Origin of the sequence: Pseudomonas sp. 24 E 13 (assembly GCF_900004715.1) — a bacterium.
GTDB classification, from domain to species: Bacteria; Pseudomonadota; Gammaproteobacteria; order Pseudomonadales; family Pseudomonadaceae; genus Aquipseudomonas; species Aquipseudomonas orientalis_A.
On sequence record NZ_CVTO01000145.1, the window covers coordinates 102067 to 123443 of the forward strand.

22 protein-coding genes are annotated in these 21377 nt (G+C 61.5%); 13 read left to right on the top strand and 9 right to left on the bottom strand.

Annotated elements, in window-relative coordinates; genetic code table 11:
* The first annotated feature begins 70 nt into the window (after positions 1–70).
* Together hemF and aroE are read left to right on the top strand one after the other, a co-directional pair.
* Positions 71–1003, top strand: coding sequence for an oxygen-dependent coproporphyrinogen oxidase (gene hemF, locus BFP90_RS20340; protein ID WP_065895246.1), 933 nt, complete (start codon positions 71–73; stop codon positions 1001–1003).
* Complete coding sequence (gene aroE / locus BFP90_RS20345; protein WP_065897837.1) at positions 1003–1821, top strand: shikimate dehydrogenase; 819 nt, start codon at positions 1003–1005, stop codon at positions 1819–1821. Before hemF ends, aroE begins: the two co-directional genes overlap by 1 nt.
* Positions 1822–1935: 114 nt before the next feature.
* Here aroE and BFP90_RS20350 read toward each other — a convergent pair whose 3' ends face one another.
* From BFP90_RS20350 to betC, 3 genes are all read right to left on the bottom strand, one after another.
* A complete protein-coding gene (locus BFP90_RS20350; protein WP_065895248.1) occupies positions 1936–3504 on the bottom strand; it encodes a SulP family inorganic anion transporter in 1569 nt (522 codons plus the stop codon).
* A 173-nt stretch (positions 3505–3677) separates the two neighbouring features.
* Positions 3678–4592 carry a choline ABC transporter substrate-binding protein gene (choX, locus tag BFP90_RS20355; RefSeq protein ID WP_065897838.1) on the bottom strand — a complete coding sequence of 305 codons (915 nt, stop codon included), beginning with the start codon at positions 4590–4592 and terminating at the stop codon, positions 3678–3680.
* 19 nt (positions 4593–4611) lie between these two features.
* Complete coding sequence (gene betC, locus BFP90_RS20360; protein ID WP_065897839.1) at positions 4612–6123, bottom strand: choline-sulfatase; 1512 nt, start codon at positions 6121–6123, stop codon at positions 4612–4614.
* A gap of 103 nt (positions 6124–6226) precedes the next feature.
* On the opposite strand from betC, the gene BFP90_RS20365 reads away from it, so the two are divergent.
* From BFP90_RS20365 to BFP90_RS20385, 5 genes are all read left to right on the top strand, one after another.
* Positions 6227–7177 (top strand): choline sulfate utilization transcriptional regulator, encoded by a 951-nt coding sequence (locus tag BFP90_RS20365; protein ID WP_065886734.1) that lies wholly within the window; start codon positions 6227–6229, stop codon positions 7175–7177.
* A 171-nt stretch (positions 7178–7348) separates the two neighbouring features.
* Positions 7349–8308: a 2-dehydro-3-deoxygalactonokinase gene (locus BFP90_RS20370; protein ID WP_065886735.1), complete on the top strand. Its 960-nt coding sequence runs from the start codon at positions 7349–7351 to the stop codon at positions 8306–8308.
* 1 nt (position 8309) lies between these two features.
* The gene (locus BFP90_RS20375) at positions 8310–8930 is read left to right on the top strand and encodes a 2-dehydro-3-deoxy-6-phosphogalactonate aldolase (RefSeq protein WP_065897840.1); all 621 of its coding nucleotides are present in this window, start codon (positions 8310–8312) and stop codon (positions 8928–8930) included.
* Positions 8931–8978: 48 nt separating this feature from the next.
* Positions 8979–10127 carry a galactonate dehydratase gene (gene dgoD / locus BFP90_RS20380; RefSeq protein WP_003187297.1) on the top strand — a complete coding sequence of 383 codons (1149 nt, stop codon included), beginning with the start codon at positions 8979–8981 and terminating at the stop codon, positions 10125–10127.
* 182 nt (positions 10128–10309) lie between these two features.
* Positions 10310–11614: an MFS transporter gene (locus tag BFP90_RS20385; protein WP_065897841.1), complete on the top strand. Its 1305-nt coding sequence runs from the start codon at positions 10310–10312 to the stop codon at positions 11612–11614.
* A 35-nt stretch (positions 11615–11649) separates the two neighbouring features.
* Here the strand turns inward: BFP90_RS20385 and BFP90_RS20390 are convergent, their stop codons facing one another.
* The 3 genes from BFP90_RS20390 to trpB form a co-directional block, all read right to left on the bottom strand.
* On the bottom strand, positions 11650–13311 hold the full coding sequence (locus BFP90_RS20390; RefSeq protein ID WP_065897842.1) for an FAD-dependent oxidoreductase: 1662 nt from the start codon (positions 13309–13311) through the stop codon (positions 11650–11652).
* Positions 13312–13484: 173 nt separating this feature from the next.
* Positions 13485–14294: a tryptophan synthase subunit alpha gene (gene trpA / locus BFP90_RS20395; RefSeq protein ID WP_065897843.1), complete on the bottom strand. Its 810-nt coding sequence runs from the start codon at positions 14292–14294 to the stop codon at positions 13485–13487.
* A complete protein-coding gene (trpB, locus tag BFP90_RS20400) occupies positions 14294–15520 on the bottom strand; it encodes a tryptophan synthase subunit beta (RefSeq protein WP_065886741.1) in 1227 nt (408 codons plus the stop codon). Before trpB ends, trpA begins: the two co-directional genes overlap by 1 nt.
* A 111-nt stretch (positions 15521–15631) precedes the next feature.
* On the opposite strand from trpB, the gene BFP90_RS20405 reads away from it, so the two are divergent.
* Positions 15632–16528: a LysR family transcriptional regulator gene (locus tag BFP90_RS20405; RefSeq protein WP_065897844.1), complete on the top strand. Its 897-nt coding sequence runs from the start codon at positions 15632–15634 to the stop codon at positions 16526–16528.
* Here the strand turns inward: BFP90_RS20405 and BFP90_RS20410 are convergent.
* Positions 16525–16851, bottom strand: coding sequence for a DUF883 family protein (locus tag BFP90_RS20410; protein ID WP_003170746.1), 327 nt, complete (start codon positions 16849–16851; stop codon positions 16525–16527). The genes BFP90_RS20405 and BFP90_RS20410 overlap by 4 nt on opposite strands.
* Before the next feature lie 157 nt (positions 16852–17008).
* On the opposite strand from BFP90_RS20410, the gene BFP90_RS20415 reads away from it, so the two are divergent.
* Positions 17009–17224, top strand: a complete 216-nt coding sequence (locus BFP90_RS20415; RefSeq protein ID WP_065886743.1) for a dodecin — start codon at positions 17009–17011, stop codon at positions 17222–17224.
* A 116-nt stretch (positions 17225–17340) separates the two neighbouring features.
* Complete coding sequence (locus BFP90_RS20420) at positions 17341–17565, top strand: DUF1161 domain-containing protein (RefSeq protein WP_065895256.1); 225 nt, start codon at positions 17341–17343, stop codon at positions 17563–17565.
* A 60-nt stretch (positions 17566–17625) separates the two neighbouring features.
* Here BFP90_RS20420 and BFP90_RS20425 read toward each other — a convergent pair whose 3' ends face one another.
* Complete coding sequence (locus BFP90_RS20425; RefSeq protein ID WP_065897845.1) at positions 17626–18627, bottom strand: LLM class flavin-dependent oxidoreductase; 1002 nt, start codon at positions 18625–18627, stop codon at positions 17626–17628.
* Positions 18628–18842: 215 nt separating this feature from the next.
* Between BFP90_RS20425 and BFP90_RS20430 the strand changes: the two genes are divergently transcribed.
* Positions 18843–19274, top strand: a complete 432-nt coding sequence (locus BFP90_RS20430) for an OsmC family protein (protein WP_065886746.1) — start codon at positions 18843–18845, stop codon at positions 19272–19274.
* Positions 19275–19477: 203 nt separating this feature from the next.
* Complete coding sequence (locus BFP90_RS20435; RefSeq protein ID WP_065886747.1) at positions 19478–19717, top strand: DUF1161 domain-containing protein; 240 nt, start codon at positions 19478–19480, stop codon at positions 19715–19717.
* Here BFP90_RS20435 and BFP90_RS20440 read toward each other — a convergent pair whose 3' ends face one another.
* Positions 19718–20140, bottom strand: a complete 423-nt coding sequence (locus tag BFP90_RS20440; protein ID WP_065895258.1) for a PA0061/PA0062 family lipoprotein — start codon at positions 20138–20140, stop codon at positions 19718–19720.
* A 96-nt stretch (positions 20141–20236) separates the two neighbouring features.
* On the opposite strand from BFP90_RS20440, the gene BFP90_RS20445 reads away from it, so the two are divergent.
* Positions 20237–21280 carry an aminopeptidase gene (locus BFP90_RS20445; protein WP_065897846.1) on the top strand — a complete coding sequence of 348 codons (1044 nt, stop codon included), beginning with the start codon at positions 20237–20239 and terminating at the stop codon, positions 21278–21280.
* Positions 21281–21377 lie beyond the last annotated feature (97 nt).

Consider the following 21377-nt stretch of genomic DNA (forward strand, 5'->3'; position numbering starts at 1 on the left):
TATCCTGTGCGCCCATTTGCCGCCGACGCCCAATGGCCTCGCGTAGCTTTGCCCGATTCAAGGTGATGCCATGACTACTCGCACCGAGGCTGTAAAAGCCTACCTGCTCGACCTGCAAGACCGCATTTGCAGTGCCCTGGAAACCTTCGAAACGGACACGCGCTTTATCGAAGACGCCTGGACCCGGCCTGCCGGTGGCGGCGGTCGCACCCGTGTGATTGAAAACGGGTCGGTCATCGAAAAAGGCGGCGTCAATTTTTCCCACGTGTTTGGCAGCGGCTTGCCCCCGTCCGCCAGTGCCCATCGCCCTGAACTGGCCGGTCGCGGCTTCGAGGCGCTGGGCGTATCGCTGGTGATCCATCCCCATAACCCGCACATACCGACTTCCCACGCCAATGTGCGCTTTTTCATTGCTGAAAAGGAAGGCGAAGAGCCGGTGTGGTGGTTTGGCGGCGGCTTTGACCTGACGCCTTATTACGGCAACGACGAAGACTGCATCCACTGGCATCGCGTGGCCGAGCAGGCCTGTGCGCCGTTCGGTGCGGACGTTTACCCGCGTTATAAAGCCTGGTGCGATAGCTATTTCCATATCAAGCACCGCAACGAGCCGCGTGGCATTGGCGGCCTGTTTTTCGATGATTTGAACGAATGGGGCTTCGATACCTGCTTTGCCTTCATCCGCGCCATCGGTGATGCCTACATCGACGCTTACCTGCCGATCATGCAGCGCCGCCAGGCGATGGCTTATACCGAACAGCAGCGTCAGTTCCAGGAGTTCCGCCGGGGCCGCTACGTTGAGTTCAACCTCGTCTATGACCGTGGCACCCTGTTCGGCCTGCAGTCGGGCGGGCGTACCGAGTCGATCCTGATGTCGCTGCCGCCGCAGGTGCGCTGGAGCTACGACTGGAAGGCCGAGGCCGGCAGCGAAGAAGCGCGCCTTACCGACTATTTCCTGCAGGACCGCGACTGGCTCGGCCTGACTGCGCCCAAGGCGGCAGTGTGATGGATCGCTATGTCGTCTTCGGCAACCCTATCGGCCACAGCAAGTCACCGTTGATTCACCGCCTGTTCGCCGAGCAGACCGGCGAGCAGATGGACTACAGCACACTGCTCGCGCCGCTGGAGGACTTCATCGGCTGTGCCCGTGAGTTCTTTCAACACGGCCGTGGGGCGAATGTCACCGTGCCGTTCAAGGAAGACGCTTTCCGGCTGGCCGACACCCTCAGCGAGCGCGCCCAACGCGCCGGCGCGGTGAATACCCTGAGCAAGCTGGCCGATGGCACGTTGCTCGGTGATAACACTGACGGCGCAGGCCTGGTGCGCGACCTCAAGGTCAACGCCGGGCTGGACCTGCAATGCAAGCGCATCCTGCTGCTGGGCGCCGGTGGCGCGGTACGGGGCGCATTGGAACCGTTGCTGGCCGAAAAACCCGCCTCACTGATCATTGCCAACCGCACCGTGGAAAAAGCCGAAGGCCTGGCCGAGCTGTTCAATGACCTGGGGCCGGTGTCCGCCAGTGGTTTCGACTGGCTGCGTGAGCCGGTGGACGTGATTATCAACGCCACGTCCGCCAGCTTGTCAGGCGACGTACCGCCGATTGCGGGCAGTTTGATCGAACCGGGCAAGACGTTCTGCTACGACATGATGTACGCCAAGGCGCCGACCGCCTTCTGTCGCTGGGCCGATGAGCGGGGTGCGGCGGTAGCGATGGATGGATTGGGCATGCTGGTTGAGCAGGCGGCCGAAGCGTTCTTTCTGTGGCGCGGCGTACGCCCGGAGTCGGCGCCGGTACTGGCCGAGCTGCGCCGCCAGTTGGCCTGACATATATCCAAATGTGGGAGGGGGCTTGCCCCCGATGGCGGTCTGTCAGCTACCCATGTGTTGGCTGAAGCACCGCTATCGGGGGCAAGCCCCCTCCCACAGTTTTGACCGTGTTCAGTCTTCGAAATGGATGGGGCAGTTTTCGGCGCCTTCCAGCTTCTTCAACTCTTCAACCACCTGCGGCCGGGCCCCGCGCAAGGTCAGGCTACGCCCCAACCCCGCCAACCGCCGCGCTTCCTGGTGCAGCATCTCTACCCCGGAGTAGTCGATAAAGTTGATCTGCTGCGCCTCGATCACCACCCGCTCGCCCTGCAAGCGTTGCAGGCGCACCTGCAGGTAGTGGCTGGCGCCAAAAAAGATCGAGCCACCCACGCGCAGGACATCCTCGTCACCGTCGCGCCATTGCTGCACCCGGGGTTGGGAGGTGCGCTTGAGGTAGAAAAACAGCGACGCCAGTACCCCGGCATAAATGGCCGTTTGCAGCTCCAGCAGCAAGGTCGCCACACACGTCAGCGCCATCACCGCGAATTCGGCGCGGCTCACGCGGTACAACGCACGGATGCCGCGGTGGTCCACCAGCCCCCAGCAGATCAACAGGATACTTGCCGCCATGCTCGGAATTGGAATGTGCGCGATCAACCCTGCGCCAAACAGCGCAAACAGCGCCACCCAGAGCGCGGAAAACACGCCGGCCAATGGCGAGCGGGCACCCGCCTCATAACTGAGCCCGGAACGGGTGAAAGAACCTGCCGACAGATACCCGGAGAAAAATCCGCCGACGATATTGGATAAACCCTGGGCGCGAACTTCCTGATTGGCGTCGAGCAGTTGCTGCGAACGGGCCGACAGTGAACGGGCAATCGACAGGCTGGTCACCAGCCCCAGCATGCCCACCGCCACAGCGCTCGGCAGCAGGCGCAGGATCGTGTCCAGGTCCATGGGCAACGGGCGCAAGGGTGGCAGCTTGCCGATGAACGAACTGACCAACGCCACCTGCCCGAACAGCGCCGGCCACAGCCATGTGGCGAGGCTGCCCAGGGCCAGGGCGATCAACAGGCTCGGCCAACGTGGCACCAGGTATTTGAGCAGTGCGCCGACCAGCAAGGTGCCCAGGCCCAGGATGAGCGATGCGCGGTCCCACTCGCCGGCATGCTCGAGCAGCGCCAGCAGGCTGTTGATCGCGGTGGCCTGGCTCGGCAGGTCCAGCCCCAGCAGGTTGGGCAACTGCCCCAGAGCGATAACCACCGCGGCACCGAGGGTGAAACCGAGCACCACGGAATGGGAGACGAAATTCACCAGCGCGCCGAAGCGCAGCAGGCCCAGCAACCATTGGAACACACCGGCGAGGACGGTCAGCAGCAGGATTAAGGTGATGTAATCCTGGGAACCCGGCACCGCCAGCGGGCTGATACTGGCGTAGAGCACAATGGAAATTGCCGCCGTAGGACCGCAGATCAGGTGCCAGGACGAGCCCCACAGGCACGCGATCAACACCGGAATGATGGCCGCGTACAGCCCGTATTCCGGTGGGAGCCCGGCAATCAGTGCGTAGGCAATCGACTGTGGCAGCGCGAGTACGGCGCCGCTGAGGCCGACGATGGCGTCCCGGCCAACGCTGGCGCGGGTTTGGCACGGCAGCCAACTGAGGAAAGGGAACAGTGTGTAGCGGTTGGGCCGGGACATCGCAGGCTCGGGTAGAAAGGTTTGAGCCAGAGTATCAGGCTGCCAGTGATCGTTCCCACGCTCTGCGTGGGAATGCCTCTTGTGACGCTCCGCGTCACGGGTTTGAAAGCGGACGCAGAGCGTCCAGGGATGCATTCCCACGCGGAGCGTGGGAACGATCACGAGTGTGATCTTTAGAGGTTGGCTTTTACCGCTGCCAACGCATCCTTGCCATCCAGGGTTTTCACGCCTTCCAGCCACTTGTCCAATACCCCCGGATTGGCCTTGATCCACGCCTTGGCAGCTTCGGCATTGCTGACCTTGTTGTTGGCCACGTCAGCCATGATGCTGTTCTCCATGTCCTGGGTGAAACTCAGGTTGGTCAGCAGTTTCCCCACATTCGGGCAGGCTTGCGCGTAGCCCTTGCGGGTCAAGGTGTAGACGCTGCCGGTGCTGCCGAAATACTGCTCGCCGCCTGTGAGGTAGTGCATTTTCAGTTGCACGTTCATGGGGTGCGGCGTCCAGCCGAGGAAGGTGACGAAGCGCTGTTTCTTCACCGCTCGCGAAACTTCGGCGAGCATCGCCTGTTCACTCGACTCCACCAGCTTCCACTGGCCGAGGTCAAAGTCATTCTTCTTGATGATCTCTTGCAGCGAGATATTCGCCGGCGCGCCGGAGCCGATGCCGTAGATCTTCTTGCCGAATCGGTCGGCGAATTTATTCAGGTCGGCAAAATCATGCACGCCCGCGTCCCACACGTAGTCCGGCACGGCGAGGGTGAACTCGGTGCCGTCGAGGTTCTTCGCCAACTGTACGACATCGCCATTGGCCACGAACTTGTCATAGAAGCCTTGCTGCGCCGGCATCCAGTTGCCCATGAACACGTCAACCTGGCCATCCTTGAGCCCGCCAAAGGTAATCGGCACGGCCAGGGTGTCGACCTTGGGCGTGTAGCCCATGCCGGTCAGCAGAAAACCGGTGATGGCGTTGGTCGCCGCAATGTCGCTCCAGCCGGGATCGGCCATTTTCACCGTTTCGCAACTTGAGTCCGCAAATGCATTGGCGCTGCTCAACGCCAGGATGCCCAGCACTACCGTTAACTTTTGCATGGCCTTCCCTCTGTATTTTTTAGTGTTGGCAGGGTTGTGGATAACGTGCCTTGCGCTCCAGGTCGTCGAGGTCGATATGGTTGCGCATGTACTGCTGACTGGCGTCTACCAGTGGCTGGTGATCCCAGCTCTTGAGTTTGCCCTGGGTCAGTGCTTGGAACACCAGGCGACGGCGGCGTTGGCTGGCGAGCACCTGTTGGTGGATCGCCGGGATGTCCCACTTGGCCCGCGCCTCGTTTAAAAACGCCTCGAACAGTGGCCGGTGCTCCGGTGACTGGCTGAGGTTCTCCCGCTCGTGCGGGTCGTTGTGTACATCGAACAGTAGACAAGGGTCGTCTTCGCTGTAGATGAATTTGTAGGCGCCCCGGCGAATCATCATCAGCGGGCTGATGGTGCCTTCGGCCATGTATTCGCCAAACACTTCGTCGTGCCCGCCCTCGCCTTGCAAGTGTGGCAGCAGCGAACGGCCATCCAGGGGCAGGCGCGGGTCCAGCTCGCCGCCGGCCAACTCCACCAGGGTGGGCAACAGGTCGGCGGTCGAGACGGCCTGGGTCACACGGCGCGCCGCAAACTGCCCCGGCGCACTGATCAACAACGGCACGCGGGCGGCCATTTCGAACCAGTGCATTTTGTACCAGAGGCCGCGCTCGCCCAGCATGTCGCCGTGGTCGCCGGAGAAGATGATGATGGTGTCATCGGCCAGGCCGGTGTCTTCCAGGGTTTGCAGCAGCTTGCCGACATTGCTGTCGATGTAGCTGCACGCGCCGAAATAGGCACGCCGTGCATCGCGGATCTTATCCACAGGCAGCGGCTTGTCCCACAGGTCGTAGACCTTGAGCAAACGCCGGGAGTGCGGGTCGAGATCGCCCTGGGGCGGTGTTGCAGGCAAGGGAATGTCGCTGTCGTCGTACAGGTCCCAGAACGGTTTGGGAATGGTGTACGGGTCATGGGGATGGGTCATCGACACGGTCAGGCAGAACGGTTGCTCGCCGTCCTCGCGGATATGATCGAACAGATATTGCCGGGCCTTGAACACCACCTCTTCGTCGAAGTCCAGCTGGTTGGTGCGCACACAGGGTCCGGCTTGCAGCACCGAAGCCATGTTGTGATACCAGCTGGGGCGTACATCCGGCTCATCCCAGTTCACCGCCCAACCATAGTCCGCCGGGTAGATGTCGCTGGTCAGGCGCTCTTCATAGCCGTGCAACTGGTCGGGACCGCAGAAATGCATCTTGCCCGACAGCGCCGTGCGGTAGCCGAGGCGACGCAGGTAGTGGGCATAGGTCGGCACATCGGCGGGGAAATCCGCCGCGTTGTCGTAGGCGCCTATCTTGCTCGGCAACTGGCCGCTGACCAGCGTGAAGCGCGAAGGCGCACACAGCGGGCTGTTGCAGTAGGCGGCGTCGAAGACCACGCCCTGTTCGGCGAGGCGGCTCAGGTGGGGCAGCTTGATCGGGGAAGGTCCGTAGAACGGCAGCAGCGGCGCGGCCATTTGATCGGCCATGATGAAAAGAATGTTCTTGCGCTTCATGGTTTCTCGGCATTCCATAGGCGGTGTTTATGCCACTGAGCATGCGGCCCATGAAAAACGTGGTAAAGCCCATGAATAACAATACCTAGGATAAGCACAGCTTATGTATGAAGCGCTGGGTGACCTCTCCCTCGACCTGCTGCGCGCGTTCGAAGCGGCTGCGCGGCAGCGCAGTTTTACCGCCGCCGCGATGGAGTTGGGCACCACCCAACCGGCCATCAGCCAGCAGATCAAACGGCTTGAAGAGCAGTTGGCGATCCGCTTGTTCGATCGCATCTACCGTGGCATCGAATTGACCGACGCCGGCGCCCTGCTGTTCGAACACGTGCAGGCCGGCCTGCAAACCATCAACCTGGGCCTGAGCACCGTCACCCGGCAGGACCAGCACGAAGTGCTGCAAGTGGCCACCGACTTCGCCTTTGCCGCCTACTGGCTGATGCCGCGCCTGCATCGGTTCCACGAGGCCAACCCGCAGGTTGACGTGAGCCTGGTGACCAGCGAGCGCAACCACGCCAGCCTGCGCAGCGACATCGACGTGGCCGTGCTGTTTGGCGATGGACGCTTCAAGCAAGGCGACAGCCTTTGGTTGTTCAACGAGGAAGTGTTCCCGGTGTGCAGCCCCCAGTGGCTCAAGAACCAGGCCACTGCGCTGACGGTGCAGACCCTGCCGGACTACCCCCTGCTGCACTTGCGTCAGGAAAACAATCGCCATTGGTTCGATTGGGCCGGTGTGTTTCGCGAGCTGGGTATCAGCGCCGCGCCCACCCCTGGCCAGTTGCGTTTTGACAATTACACGCTGCTGATTCAGGCGGCTATTGCCGGCCAGGGCGTCGCGATCGGCTGGCGCCACCTGGTGGATAACCTGCTGGAGCAGAACTGGCTGTGCAGACCGATCAGCGAGACGGTGGTCTCGCGCTTCGGCTATTACGTGGTGCAGCCCCAGCGCAAGCGTCGTGGGCAGTTGGTCGAACGGTTTGTCGATTGGCTGCTGGCGGAGCAGGCCGGCAGTGCGCAGTCATTGACCGGGCTGGCCCTGCCATCGATTGCGGTCTAGGCCCGGCGCTTTCCAAGCTAATGCAATGCTCATTTTCCCAGGAAGATGTATGATTTTTCGCGTTATTCTCCCAATATATGGGACTGATATTTATATATTGAGATATTACAAAGCTTAGGTTTATATTCGCCCATCTGCTTTTTTCAGCACCCACTCATTTCAGGTGAAGCGATGCAGGCGCAATTGATCGCGCTCGATTGGGGAACCAGCTCCCTTCGTGCTTACAAACTAGGCCCCGCCGGCGTGGTGCTGGAACAACGCTCACTGGCGTCGGGCATCATGCATTTGCCCAGCGAACCGCGTGACATTGCAGGCGTGCGCTGCAGCAATGGTTTCGAGCTGGCCTTCGATAGCGCCTGTGGGGACTGGCTCGACGCCCAGCCCGACCTGCCGGTGATTGCCTGCGGCATGGTCGGCAGCGCACAGGGCTGGAGCGAAGCGGCTTACCGCAACACCCCGGTGGATGTGGCGAGCCTGGGGCAGGCGCTGCATAAGGTGCGCAGCGTGCGTGGGGTTGATGTGCATATCGTGCCGGGCGTGATCGAACAGGTCGGCCTGCCCAATGTGATGCGCGGCGAAGAAACCCAGGTGCTCGGTGTGCTGCACGGGCTTGCGAGCGACGTATTGATTGGCCTGCCGGGCAGCCATTCCAAATGGGTCGAGGTCGTCGAAGGCTGTATCACTCACTTCGACACCTTCATGACCGGTGAGCTGTTCGCCGTCTTGAGCCAGCACAGCATCCTGGGGCGTACCCAGCAATCATCGGAACATTTCCAGACCGAGGCGTTTGACCGCGGCGTGCATGTGGCTCTTTCGGCAGATGGCCGGCGCGGCGTGCTCTCGACGCTGTTCAGTGCCCGCACCCTTGGCCTGACTGCCCAACTGACGCCCGAGCAGCAGCCCGACTACCTGTCCGGCCTGCTGATCGGTCATGAACTGGCCGGTTTACCCGACAGCGCAAAACCCAAGCCGATCGTCCTGGTCGGTGCCGCCCCCCTCTGCGCTCGCTATCAACGTGCCCTCGCGCTGTGCGGCTTCACCGACGTCAGCCTGGCGCAGGCCGCCAGCGAGCGCGGTTTGTGGCAACTGGCCGTGGCGGCCGGGCTCACTCAACCTGTAACGGAGGCCTGACATGCTTAAAACAGCACTCGCACAAAACGGTCTGATCGCGATTCTGCGCGGCGTGCGCCCGGACGAAGCCGAAGCCGTCGGCCAGGCGCTGTACCAGGCCGGTTTTCGCGTCATCGAAGTACCGCTTAACTCGCCGGACCCCTACACCAGCATCCGCACCCTGCGCGACAGCCTGCCCGCCGATTGCCTGATTGGTGCCGGTACGGTGCTGACGCCCGAGCAGGTCGAGCAGGTCAAGGCCGCCGGCGGCCAGGTGATCGTGATGCCCCACAGCGATGCCAAGGTATTGCGGGCGGCGAAAGCGGCGGGCCTGTATCTGTCGCCGGGCGTCGCCACGCCGACCGAAGCCTTTGCCGCACTGGCCGAAGGCGCCGACGTATTGAAGCTGTTCCCGGCCGAGCAAATGGCCCCGGCGGTGATCAAGGCGTGGCTTGCGGTATTGCCGGCGGGCACGTTGCTGCTGCCGGTGGGCGGTATCACGCCGGACAACATGCAAGTGTTCACCGACGCCGGCGCCAAGGGCTTCGGGCTGGGCTCCGGATTGTTCAAACCGGGTATGAGCGTAGAGCAGGTTGCGAGCCGCGCCCAGGCTTATGTCGCGGCCTGGAAAGCCCTGAGCTGAGTTCAAGTTCCGCGCCTGCTGGCGCTGCATCTATAAGAGAGACAACAGATGAAAATCACCAAACTGACGACCTTCATCGTCCCGCCGCGCTGGTGCTTCCTCAAGGTCGAAACCGACCAGGGCGTCACCGGCTGGGGTGAGCCCGTGGTTGAGGGTCGCGCCCACACCGTGGCCGCTGCCGTTGAAGAATTGTCCGACTACCTGATCGGCAAAGACCCACGCAATATCGAAGACATCTGGACCGTGCTCTATCGCGGCGGTTTCTACCGCGGTGGCGCTGTGCACATGAGCGCCCTCGCCGGTATCGACCAGGCGTTGTGGGACATCAAGGGCAAGGCCCTGGGCGTGTCCGTCAGCGACCTGCTGGGCGGCCAGGTGCGTGACAAGATCCGTGTGTATTCGTGGATTGGTGGCGACCGCCCGGCCGACACGGCCCGCGCGGCCAAAGAGGCTGTGGCCCGTGGTTTCACTGCGGTGAAAATGAACGGCACCGAAGAGCTGCAGTTCGTCGACAGCTTCGAAAAAGTCGACCTGGCCCTGGCCAACGTCGCTGCCGTGCGCGATGCGGTCGGCCCTAATGTCGGCATTGGCGTCGATTTTCATGGCCGCGTGCACAAGCCCATGGCCAAGGTGCTGATGAAGGAACTGGACCCGTACAAGCTGATGTTCATCGAAGAACCGGTGCTCAGCGAAAACTACGAAGCCCTCAAGGAACTGGCCCCCCTGACCAGCACCCCGATTGCCCTGGGCGAGCGCCTGTTCTCGCGCTGGGATTTCAAGCGCGTGCTCAGTGAAGGCTATGTCGACATCATTCAGCCGGATGCGTCCCACGCCGGCGGCATCACCGAAACCCGCAAGATCGCCAACATGGCCGAAGCCTACGACGTGGCCCTGGCCCTGCACTGCCCGCTGGGCCCGATTGCCCTGGCGGCGTGTCTGCAATTGGACGCGGTGTGCTACAACGCGTTTATCCAGGAACAGAGCCTGGGCATCCATTACAACGAGAGCAACGACCTGCTCGATTATGTGCGCGACCCGGGCGTATTCGACTATGACCAGGGCTTTGTGAAGATCCCCAACGGGCCGGGCCTGGGCATCGAGATCAACGAGGAATACGTGGTCGAGCGCGCGGCCATCGGCCACCGCTGGCGCAACCCGATCTGGCGCCATGCCGACGGCAGTTTCGCCGAGTGGTGATGTCGCCCTGAAGAAACGCGGTAAAAATGTGGGAGGGGGCTTGCCCCCGATTGCGGTGTGTCATCCACCGATGTATTGGCTGTTCCACCGCCATCGGGGGCAAGCCCCCTCCCACATTTGATTCGGTTTCGTCAGCCAGTCTCATTTCTGTCCTCAATAAACACAAGAAGAGGCACCTCCCCATGCACCCTGAATCCCTCACCGGACAGGCTTCTGTAGTCACGCCCAGCCGAAAGCGCTTCTTCATCATGGTGCTGCTGTTCATCACCGTGGTGATCAACTACCTCGACCGCAGCAACCTGTCGATTGCCGCTCCCGCGCTGACCAGCGAGCTGGGCATTGACCCGGTCCATGTCGGGCTGATTTTCTCGGCGTTCGGCTGGACCTACGCCGCGATGCAGATCCCTGGCGGCTGGTTGGTCGACCGTGTGCCCCCGCGCATTCTCTACACCGCCGCCCTGCTGCTGTGGTCCATCGCCACCGTCATGCTCGGCTTTGCCGCCAGCTTCATTGCGTTGTTTGTGTTGCGCATGGCCGTCGGTGCCCTGGAGGCCCCGGCCTACCCGATCAACAGCCGGGTCGTGACCACCTGGTTTCCCGAGCGCGAGCGCGCCACGGCGATTGGCGTCTACACCTCCGGGCAGTTCGTCGGGCTGGCGTTTCTCACCCCCGTGCTGGCCTGGCTGCAACATGCATTCGGCTGGCACATGGTGTTCGTCGCCACCGGTGGCGTCGGCATTTTATGGGCGCTGATCTGGTACGCGGTGTACCGCGAGCCCAAGGATTTCAAGGGCGCCAACGCGGCGGAAATCCAGTTGATCCGTGACGGCGGTGGCCTGGTGGATATGCAGGAAAAAGCCAGCAAGGCACCGTTCAGCTGGGTTGACCTGGGCATTGTGCTGAGCAAGCGCAAGTTGTGGGGCATCTACCTTGGGCAGTTCTGCCTGAATTCCACCCTGTGGTTTTTCCTGACCTGGTTCCCGACCTATCTGGTGAAGTATCGCGGTATGGACTTCATCAAGTCCGGTCTGCTCGCCTCACTGCCGTTTCTGGCGGCGTTCGTCGGTGTTCTGTGCTCCGGGATTTTTTCCGACTGGCTGATTCGCCGGGGCGCGTCGGTAGGCTTTGCGCGCAAGTTGCCGATCATCGGCGGGCTGCTGATTTCCACCGCGATCATCGGCGCCAACTACGTGGACTCCACCGCCTGGGTGATCGCATTCCTGGCGCTGGCGTTCTTCGGCAATGGGCTGGCGTCGATCACCTGGTCGCTGGTATCCACGCTGGCACCTGCTCGTTTGTTGGGGCTGACCGGTGGCGTGTTCAACTTCATCGGCAACCTGTCGGCGATTGCTACGCCGATCGTGATTGGATTTCTTGCCAGCGGTGATTCGTTTGCGCCGGCCATTACCTATATCGCGGTGCTGGCGCTGCTTGGCGCGCTTTCCTACGTGCTGCTGGTGGGCAAGGTCGAGCGGATTGAGCTGTGAAACAAGGCGACCCTGAGGTCGCCTTCCTTACCTGTTCACGGCACGGACATCTCGTTACGGAACACGTTGTGCGGGTCCCAATGCCGCTTGGTGCGGCGCAGGCGGCTTTCGATCATGAGGTCGGGGACGAAAATCTTGTACCAGTAGGGGTTTTTCGGCCTGGCCGGGTTGCCGTCCTCATGAGTCATGTCCAGGTCCGGGTAGTTGATATAGCAACCCTCGAACTGGTCATTGAGGGGCACCCCCTGGTCATTGGCAAACGCCTGGAAAAACAGTCCCTGAATCCATCGGGCGTGGGCCTGGTCCGCCGCCTCGCCGGCCTCCTGCCAATAGCACTGCGGTTGCCACTTCAGATAGGACGAGCGCTGTGAGGCCGACGACTCCTTGCGAACCGCCGGTGTGGCCTCGTTGATGCGCCCGCCAAACGACTGGATTTGTATCAGGCTCTGGGTCAGGTATTGATCGGGGTCGTCCCAGTGCAGCGTGTCCCAGATCGCCTGGAGCACCTGAGGGGTGAATTCGCCCTTCTGATAGGCCGACTTGTAGCGCCCGCGCAGATTGTCCCCTGAACCATTCAAGGTTTGCTGGCACACCAGCCAATCCAGGCGTCGCGTCGCGGCCAATGCGTCGGGCAATGCTTTGATGGCGCGTCCACTGGCGCCGCCGCTTGGCATAGGCACAACGTAAAACGGTACAAGGCATTCCGTCGCGGGCAGGCCAATGGCATCGAGCATTTTTGCGACGAAATCTTCAAAGGGCGCCTGGTCTTTCAGCCCTCCGTCGCGATCGACGTAGTGAATGCCCAGGGTCACATTACCGGTGTGCGGATGGCGCATCTCCAGTTTGGTCGCCAACCCCCACGTATCGGGATTGCTTTGGTTGAGGGCGAACCAGTTCTGATAGGCGATAAGCAGGTTGTCGAGCCTGGACTTATCGGTCAGCAGGGACCAATCCCATTGCAGCACCAGCCAGAGCACTTCCTTCGGCGCCTCGGGTAATGCCTTGAAATAGTAGCTGGTGATGATGCCGAACTGACCGCCACCGGCGCCGCAGCAGGCCGCGAAGAGGTCGAGCTCGTCAGGGTCTGTGCTGTCTCGCGAGACATGCACGGGGGTCAGGCCGGTGCCCTGTGCATTGGGCACCAACATATCCACACCGTGCAGCCAATCGCACACCAGGCCATGCTTGCGTGACAGCAACCCATAGCCGCCCCCGCAGATATGCCCGCCCAGGCCGACCGAATAGCATGAGCCGCCCGGCAGTGTCTTATTGGCCAGCTTGTACAACCTGACGTAGGCGTCCCAATTCTGCGCACCGGCCTCCAGGCGAAAGCTGTAGCGCTCGGGCCGCGCGGGGACCAGGTCGGAAGCCAGTTGCCCATCGGCGGCGTAGACCATCTGATTCAGCGGGCTGATATCCAGGATCGATAACACCTCGTCGCTGTTGCCGGGCATTTTGTTGGAGACGAAACCTTCGTAACAGTGACCACCGCTTCGAACCGTTATACGTCCGTGGGTGATCGCCAGCGCTTCGGCGGCGGCGTCGACGATGTCCTGGGTACTGTGGCAGAGGTAGATGCGGCTGGCGCCATTGGGCGACGATTCGCCCTGCACATTGCCCAACGGCCAGCGCAGGTTGAAGCCTTTCTGCAGGGTGGAATGACGGGGGTCTGAAGACGTGATGAGATCAAATGCCATGATGTACTCCTTAAGAGCCAGGGATGACTTCTGATGCAGCTAACTTAACAACCGGGGGGCAAGAACTGCGGGGGGCTTGCAGAGGCGGTTAGACGACAAGAGGCATGAAGTGCTTTTGGGGGTGACGGCATGTCACCCCCACAAGCCTAGCGCAAGAATCCGGACCGGTGCAGTTACCGACGTGCGTTGCGCACGCCTTCGGACAGCGCCGCGCAATGGCTCAATACGCCATCGATCGCTTGCTGGTGGCTGTCGGCGTTGGCGATGTGATCGATCAGTGCAGACCCCACCACCACCCCGTCCGCCAGGCGCGCGATGGCCGCCGCTTGCTGCGGTGTACGGATGCCGAAGCCTATACTGATCGGCAGGTCGGTATGGCGACGCAAGCGGCTCACGGCTTCTTCGACGTGCTCCAGGGTGGCCGCGCCGGCACCGGTCACGCCCGCTACCGACACGTAGTACACAAAGCCGGAGCTGCCGTTGAGCACCGTCGGCAGGCGTGCGTCATCAGTGGTCGGCGTGGTCAGGCGGATAAAGTCGATACCCGCCGCCTGGGCCGGATCGCACAGTTCGCCGTTATGTTCAGGCGGCATGTCCACCACGATCAGCCCGTCTACGCCCGCTTCCTTGGCGTCGGTGATGAATTGCGGGACACCGTACTTGTGGATCGGGTTGAAGTAGCCCATCAACACCAGGGGCGTGTCGTTGTTGTCTTTGCGGAACTCGCGGACCATCTGCAGGGTTTTCGCCAGGTTCTGCCTGGCCTCCAGCGCGCGGATGTTGGCCAATTGGATGGCCGGGCCATCGGCCATCGGGTCGGTGAAGGGCATGCCCAACTCGATCACGTCGGCTCCGGCAGCGGGCAGGCCTTTGAGGATGGCCAGCGAGGCGTCATAGCCCGGGTCGCCGGCGGTGACGAAGGTCACCAGGGCGGCGCGGTTCTGCTCTTTGAGTTGCGCGAAGCGCGTTTGCAGGCGGCTCATCAATGTTTCTCCTGCTGGGACTGTTCCATATGGTGCATGACGGTCTGCATGTCTTTGTCGCCTCGGCCGGACAGGTTGATCACCATCAGGTGCTCCTTGGGCAGGGTCGGTGCGCGTTTGAATACTTCGGCCAGGGCGTGCGCGCTTTCCAGCGCCGGAATGATCCCTTCGAGGCGGCAGCATTTGTGGAAAGCATCGAGGGCTTCATCGTCCGTCACCGAGGTGTACTGGACACGGCCGATGTCGTGCAACCAGGCGTGCTCAGGGCCGATGCCGGGGTAGTCCAGGCCTGCGGAAATCGAGTGTGCGTCGATGATCTGGCCGTCATCGTCCTGCAGCAGGAAGGTGCGGTTGCCGTGCAGTACGCCGGGCACCCCGCCATTGAGGCTGGCGGCGTGCTTGCCGGTTTCGATGCCATGACCGGCCGCTTCAACGCCGATGATCTCGACGCTGGTGTCATCCAGGAACGGGTGGAACAAGCCCATGGCATTGGAGCCGCCGCCGATGCACGCCACCAGGCTGTCCGGCAGGCGGCCTTCCTGGGCTTGCAATTGGTCGCGGGTTTCCTTGCCGATCACGGCCTGGAAATCGCGCACCATGGCCGGGTAAGGGTGCGGGCCGGCCACGGTGCCGATCAGGTAGAAGGTGCTGTCGACATTGGTGACCCAGTCACGCAGGGCCTCGTTCATCGCGTCCTTCAGGGTGCCGGTGCCGGCGACCACCGGGATCACTTCGGCGCCCAGCAGCTTCATGCGAAACACGTTGGCCTGTTGGCGCTCGATGTCGGTGGTGCCCATGTAGATCACGCATTGCAGGCCAAAGCGCGCGGCGACGGTGGCAGTGGCCACGCCGTGCATGCCGGCGCCGGTCTCGGCGATGATGCGTTTCTTGCCCATGCGCCGCGCCAGCAGGATCTGGCCGATGCAGTTATTGATCTTGTGCGCGCCGGTGTGGTTCAGCTCTTCGCGCTTGAGGTAGATCTTGGCGCCGCCGCAGAATTCGGTCAGGCGTTCAGCGAAGTACAGCGGGCTTGGACGCCCGACGTAATCGCGCTGGAAGTAGGCCAATTCCTCGTTGAACGCCGGATCGATCTTGGCCGCTTCGTATTCACGGGCCAGCTCGAGGATCAACGGCATCAGGGTTTCAGCGACGTAGCGGCCGCCGAACGCACCAAACAGGCCGTTGACGTCAGGGCCGTTGCGCAGGTCGGTCTGGGACTGAGTCATGGGACGCTCCAGGAAAGAAAGGGGTGTGGGAAATAATGAGCACCACTCTACCCCTGCCGCTCTGGGCTGAAAACCGATAAGATCGCCGTAACCTGTCAGGAAAACTCACAGATGAGCCGAGACCTTCCACCACTCAATGCGCTGCGCGCCTTTGAAGTCACTGCCCGCCTCAGCAGCGTCAGCCAGGCTGCGGAGCACTTGCATGTCACCCATGGCGCAGTCAGTCGCCAATTGAAAGTGCTGGAAGAACACTTGGGCGTCAGCCTGTTCGTCAAGGAGGGACGCGGCCTTAAACTCACAGATGCAGGGGCAAGGTTACGCGATGCCAGCGCCGAGGCGTTCGAGCGTCTGCGCGATGTGTGTGCCGAACTCACCCAGCGCAGCGCCGACGCGCCCTTCGTACTGGGATGCTCGGGCAGCTTGCTGGCGCGCTGGTTGATACCGCGTCTGGGGCGCTTGAATGCTGACTTGCCGGACTTGCGTCTGCACCTGTCTGCCGGTGACGGCGACCTCGACCCCAGGCGCCCCGGCCTTGATGCCCTGCTGGTATTCGCCGAGCCGCCTTGGCCGGCGGATATGCAGGTATTCGAGCTGGCCAGCGAGCGCATCGGCGCCGTCATGAGTCCACGCTTCGCCGGCTATGAGCGCCTGCGCCAGGCACCGGCCCAAGCCTTGCGTGGCGAACCTCTCTTACACACCACGTCGCGTCCGCAAGCCTGGCCCAGTTGGGCGCAGCAACACGGGATCGAGCCCGACGCGCTGAAACTCGGCCAGGGTTTTGAACATTTGTATTATTTGCTGGAAGCGGCGGTGGCAGGACTGGGCGTGGCGATTGCGCCACAACCGCTGGTGGCGGAGGACCTGCGTGCGGGTCGCCTGGTGGCGCCGTGGGGCTTCAGTGAAACCCCGGCGCACCTGGCGTTGTGGCTACCCAAGCGCGCCGCAGATGGGCGCGCTGGGCAATTGGCGCAGTGGCTCAAGGCTGAGCTGGCGCGCCAACCTGTTTAGTCGCCGCGTTTGCACAGCAGGTAGGCTGCCAGCAGACCCAGAGCACCGACGGCAACGCCGGCGGTGGTCCATGGGTGCTCTTGTGCGTAATCGCGAGTGGCAACGCCGGTTTCGCGGATTTTGACTTTGCTTTCTTCGTACGCGTCGCTGATCAGGTGGCGCGAGTGCTTGAGGGCATTCTCGGCATTGCTTTTCAGGGCCTTCAGCGTTTTGCGCGACTCATCGGATGCGTCGTCCTTGAGGCTCTCGAGGGATTTGAGCAGGCTCGAAATCTCGGCTTCCATGCTTTCCAGCGACGCTTTGCGTAAAGAAGTGTTGGCCATTTGGACATCTCCTGAAGTGATTGAGTGGCGTGTGTAGATACCGACTGCGGCCGTTTCAGAAAGTGCATTAAATCTGAACTTTCGTGGCCGAGCGGTCGCCTCAAGCAGTACGAATATTCACTGCTAGTCTTGATTGACGACCTACAGGAGAAACACCATGAGCGAACATCACACCTACAAGAAAGTCGAATTGGTGGGCTCATCCACCACCACCATCGAAGATGCGATCCAGAATGCCCTGGCCGAAGCCAGCAAAAGCCTCAAGCATCTGGAATGGTTTGAAGTGACTGAAACCCGTGGGCATATCGAGGATGGCAAGGTCGCGCACTATCAGGTCACCCTGAAGGTGGGATTCCGAATTGCCAGTAGTTGATCGGGCGCGCGGAACTTTGACCGCTGGCCGATTGCCATAACCTGCGCTACACCCAATGCATGCCGACGCCCTGAGCGTCGGCATGCTCTTTTCGACCAGCGCAAGGAAAGTATCGGATGAAGAAGTTTCTGTTGGCGGTAGGTTTGTTGAGCATTGCAGGCACGGCCCTGGCGGCGGGCAAGCCTTGTGAAGAGCTCAAAGGCGAACTCGCGGCAAAGCTTGATGCCAAGGGCGTTCAGCACTATTCGCTGGATGTTGTGGATAAAGGCGCTGCCGCCGATGGCCAAGTGATTGGCAGTTGCGAAGGCGGCACCAAGGAAATCGTCTACAAGCGCGGTTAATCCCGTGTTGCAGACATAAAAAACCGACGCAGGCGCGTCGGTTTTTTTTTCGCCTGGGGTTTAGCCCTTCATCACCTGCGCCAGCAGCTCGTAGGAATGAATCCGGTCGGCGTGCTCATACAGGTCGCAGGTAAAGATCAGTTCGTCGGCGCCGGTCTGTTCAATCAGCACCTCCAGTTTGGCACGGATCTTCGCCGGGCTGCCCACCATCGCCAGGCCGAGGAAACTGCCCACCGCTTCTTTCTCGTGGGGCAGCCACAGGCCGTCCATGGTTTTTACCGGTGGACGCTGCACCAGGCTTTGCCCGCGCATCAGCGCGAGGATGCGCTGGTACACCGAGGTGGCCAGGTAGTCGGCCTGTTCGTCGGTGTCAGCGGCGACCAGCGGAATGCCGAGCATCACGTAGGGCTTGTCCAGCGCCGCCGAAGGCTTGAAGTGATTGCGGTACACCCGAACCGCCTCATGCATCAGGCGCGGTGCGAAATGTGAGGCGAAGGCGTAGGGCAAGCCACGTTCACCAGCCAATTGCGCACTGAACAGGCTCGAGCCCAGCAACCATACCGGCACGTTGGTGCCGGTGCCCGGGACTGCGATCACCCGCTGATCGGGCGTACGCGGGCCGAGATAGGCCATCAGTTCGGCCACGTCTTGCGGGAAGTCGTCCGCGCTGCCGGAGCGTTCACGGCGCAGGGCGCGGGCGGTCATCTGATCGGAACCGGGCGCGCGGCCCAGGCCCAGGTCGATACGGCCAGGGTACAGGCTCTCCAGGGTGCCGAACTGCTCGGCGATCACCAGCGGCGCGTGGTTGGGCAGCATCACCCCGCCGGAGCCGACGCGGATAGTCGAGGTCCCACCGGCCAGGTAACCCAGCAATACCGAGGTAGCCGAGCTGGCAATACCGTCCATATTGTGGTGCTCAGCCACCCAGAAACGGTTATAGCCGAGCTTTTCCACGTGCTGGGCAAGGTCCAGAGAATTGCGTAACGATTGCGCCGCACTGCCGTTGGCGCGTACGGGCACCAGGTCGAGGGTCGAGAACTTCACGTCGGACAGCGATTTCATAGCCTGCTTCTCCAATAGGGGCGCAGGCTTCTTAGACGAACCAAAACCTGCCGCTTCATGTGCATGGTCTATGCAATGAGGGCATATACCCGAGATTCAATAGCAGCCATGAAATTTCCTACTTATTTGGTAGGTCTTTCCGACAAGATGAACTTTGCGACGGCGTCTATCCTCAGAACCTTACTGACGCAAAATCACCGTTCGAGGAGAAAGCTATGAGTATCGTTAAAAAGGCATCCGCGCATTGGGAAGGCGATCTGAAGACTGGCCTGGGTTCGATTTCCACCGAGACCGGCGTGCTGCGCGAAGCGCCCTATGGCTTCAAGGCCCGCTTCGAAGGCGGCAAGGGCACCAACCCTGAAGAACTGATTGGTGCGGCCCACGCCGGCTGCTTCTCCATGGCGTTCTCCATGATTCTCGGCGACGCAGGCCTTAAGGCTGACAGCATCGACACCGAAGCCCAGGTGACGCTCGACCAGGTCGAGGGCGGTTTTGCGATTACCGCTGTGCACCTGGTGCTTAAAGCCAAGATTCCAGGCGCCAGCCAGGCGCAGTTCGACGAACTGAGCAAAAAGGCCAAGGAAGGGTGCCCAGTGTCCAAAGTGCTGAATGCAACCATCACCCTGGATGCCACGCTCCTGAACTAACCCCTGGACAGTGTGGAAGGGGGCTTGCCCCCGATAGCGGTGGGTCAGCCGAAGAAATTTAGCTGATCCACCGCTATCGGGAGCAAGTCCCCTCCTACATTTTGTTCTGCGTTAAATCAGAACTCGTGTTTCATAAATGTGGTCCTATAGCCTATGCAGCCTAGACGCACACCCGTGCGCAATGCATTCAGGGAGCTACACACATGAAACGTTTTGCTTTGGCGGTCATCTGCGGCGTATTGGCCACTTCGGCCATGGCCGCGCCAAAAGACTGCGAAGAGCTGCGCAAAGAAATCGAAGTCAACATCCAGGCCAAGGCGATCCCGTCCTACACCCTGGAAATCATCACCGCCGAAGAAGCCAAGAATCATGACAGCGCCATGATTGTCGGTTCCTGCGAAAACGGCACCAAGCGCATCATCTACCAGAAGAACAACGACTGATCAGATGCAGTTCACGCTGCGCTCTTCGGCCAGCAATTGCCGCGCCGGGTCGTACAGGCGGATGTTGGGCGTGAAGGCCAATGAGCGCCCTTCCAGTATGTAGCGTTGGCCGGCCTGGAAATGGTCGTACTGCAAGGTCATGAAGCAGGTTCGATACATCATCTGGCTCAGCCCCCCCAGCCCTCCTCCGGCGGGCACTTCGAAGTCGAAGCGCACCATCAGTTCGTGGGCCCCGGGCGGCATTTGGAAATAGCGCCCGTCTTCGAGGTATTTCCCGTCCAGGCGCTGAGCCATGACCAGTTTGGCGCCCGGGGTTGGCGTGGTGAAATCGACCCAGGCCTGTTGCGGGTCGACAGGCGGGATCGGCGTCGATGCGCAAGCGCTGAGCAACAGGGCGGCGACGGGGTACAAAAGCTGGCGCATGGCAGGAACTCAACGCGAGAAGATATTTTGAGTATAAACACGCCATCACGTGGAACCTTCAAATTCGATTCAAGCGTACCCAGGAGCGGTCGCGGCATGATCAGGCGTTTTCTTCCTGGGTTGCTGGTGATGCTGCTCAGCGGCTGCTCCAGCGTCAGTTACTACGGCCAGTTAGCCAGTGGCCAGTGGCAACTGCTGCGGGCGCGGGAACCGGTGGCCGAAGTCATCGCCGATCCGGCTCGTCCTCAAGGGTTGCGTGAGCATCTGCTTCAGTCCCAGAAGGCCCGTGCGTTCGCCAGCGAACAGTTGCACTTGCCCGACAATCAAAGCTACCGGCTGTATGCCGATATTGGTCGACCCTATGTGGTGTGGAATGTCTTCGCCACGCAGGAATTTTCTCTGTCAGCGCAAAACCACTGCTTCCCCATCGCCGGTTGCGTGGCCTATCGCGGCTACTACAGCCAGGGCGCCGCGCGCGGCGAGGCGGCATTGCTGCGCCAACAAGGCATGGACGTGTCGATTGGCGGCGTCGAAGCCTATTCCACACTGGGCTGGTTCAATGACCCGATCATCAGTTCGATGATGAACTGGGGCGATGAACGTCTGGCCACCCTGATCTTCCACGAGCTGGCGCATCAGCGCTTCTATGTGAAGGACGACACCGAGTTCAATGAGTCATTTGCCAGCTTTGTCGAGCAGGAAGGTACGCGACAATGGCGCGCCGCCCGTGGGCTGGCGCCGCTGAGCGATGCGACGTTGCAGCAGCGCGACCAGTTTACCCAGTTGATTCTCGCTACCCGCAAACGCCTGGAAAACCTTTACGCCCAGCCATTGGCGGCCGAGGTGATGCGCCAGGCCAAGACCGCGCAGTTCGAGCGCCTGCGCCGTGAGTACCGCCACCTGCGCGATAGCCAGTGGGGCGGTGACAAGCGTTACGACGCGTGGATCAACCAGCCGATGAACAACGCGCGGCTGCTGCCGTTCGGGCTGTATGACCAGTGGGTACCGGCGTTTGCGGCGTTGTTTGCGCAGGAAGGGCGGGATTGGGTGAAGTTCTATGGGGCGGTGGAGACGTTGGGAGGGCTGCCGGTGGAGCAGCGCAGGGCGGTGTTGAGGCAGTTGGAGAAGGTTGACCAGTAGGGCCTCATCGGGGCATAGGTATCTACACAACTCTGTAGCGCTCAACCGTAACCACGATGCGAAGCGAGTCGCTCTTGATCTGCTTTTGATCTTGATC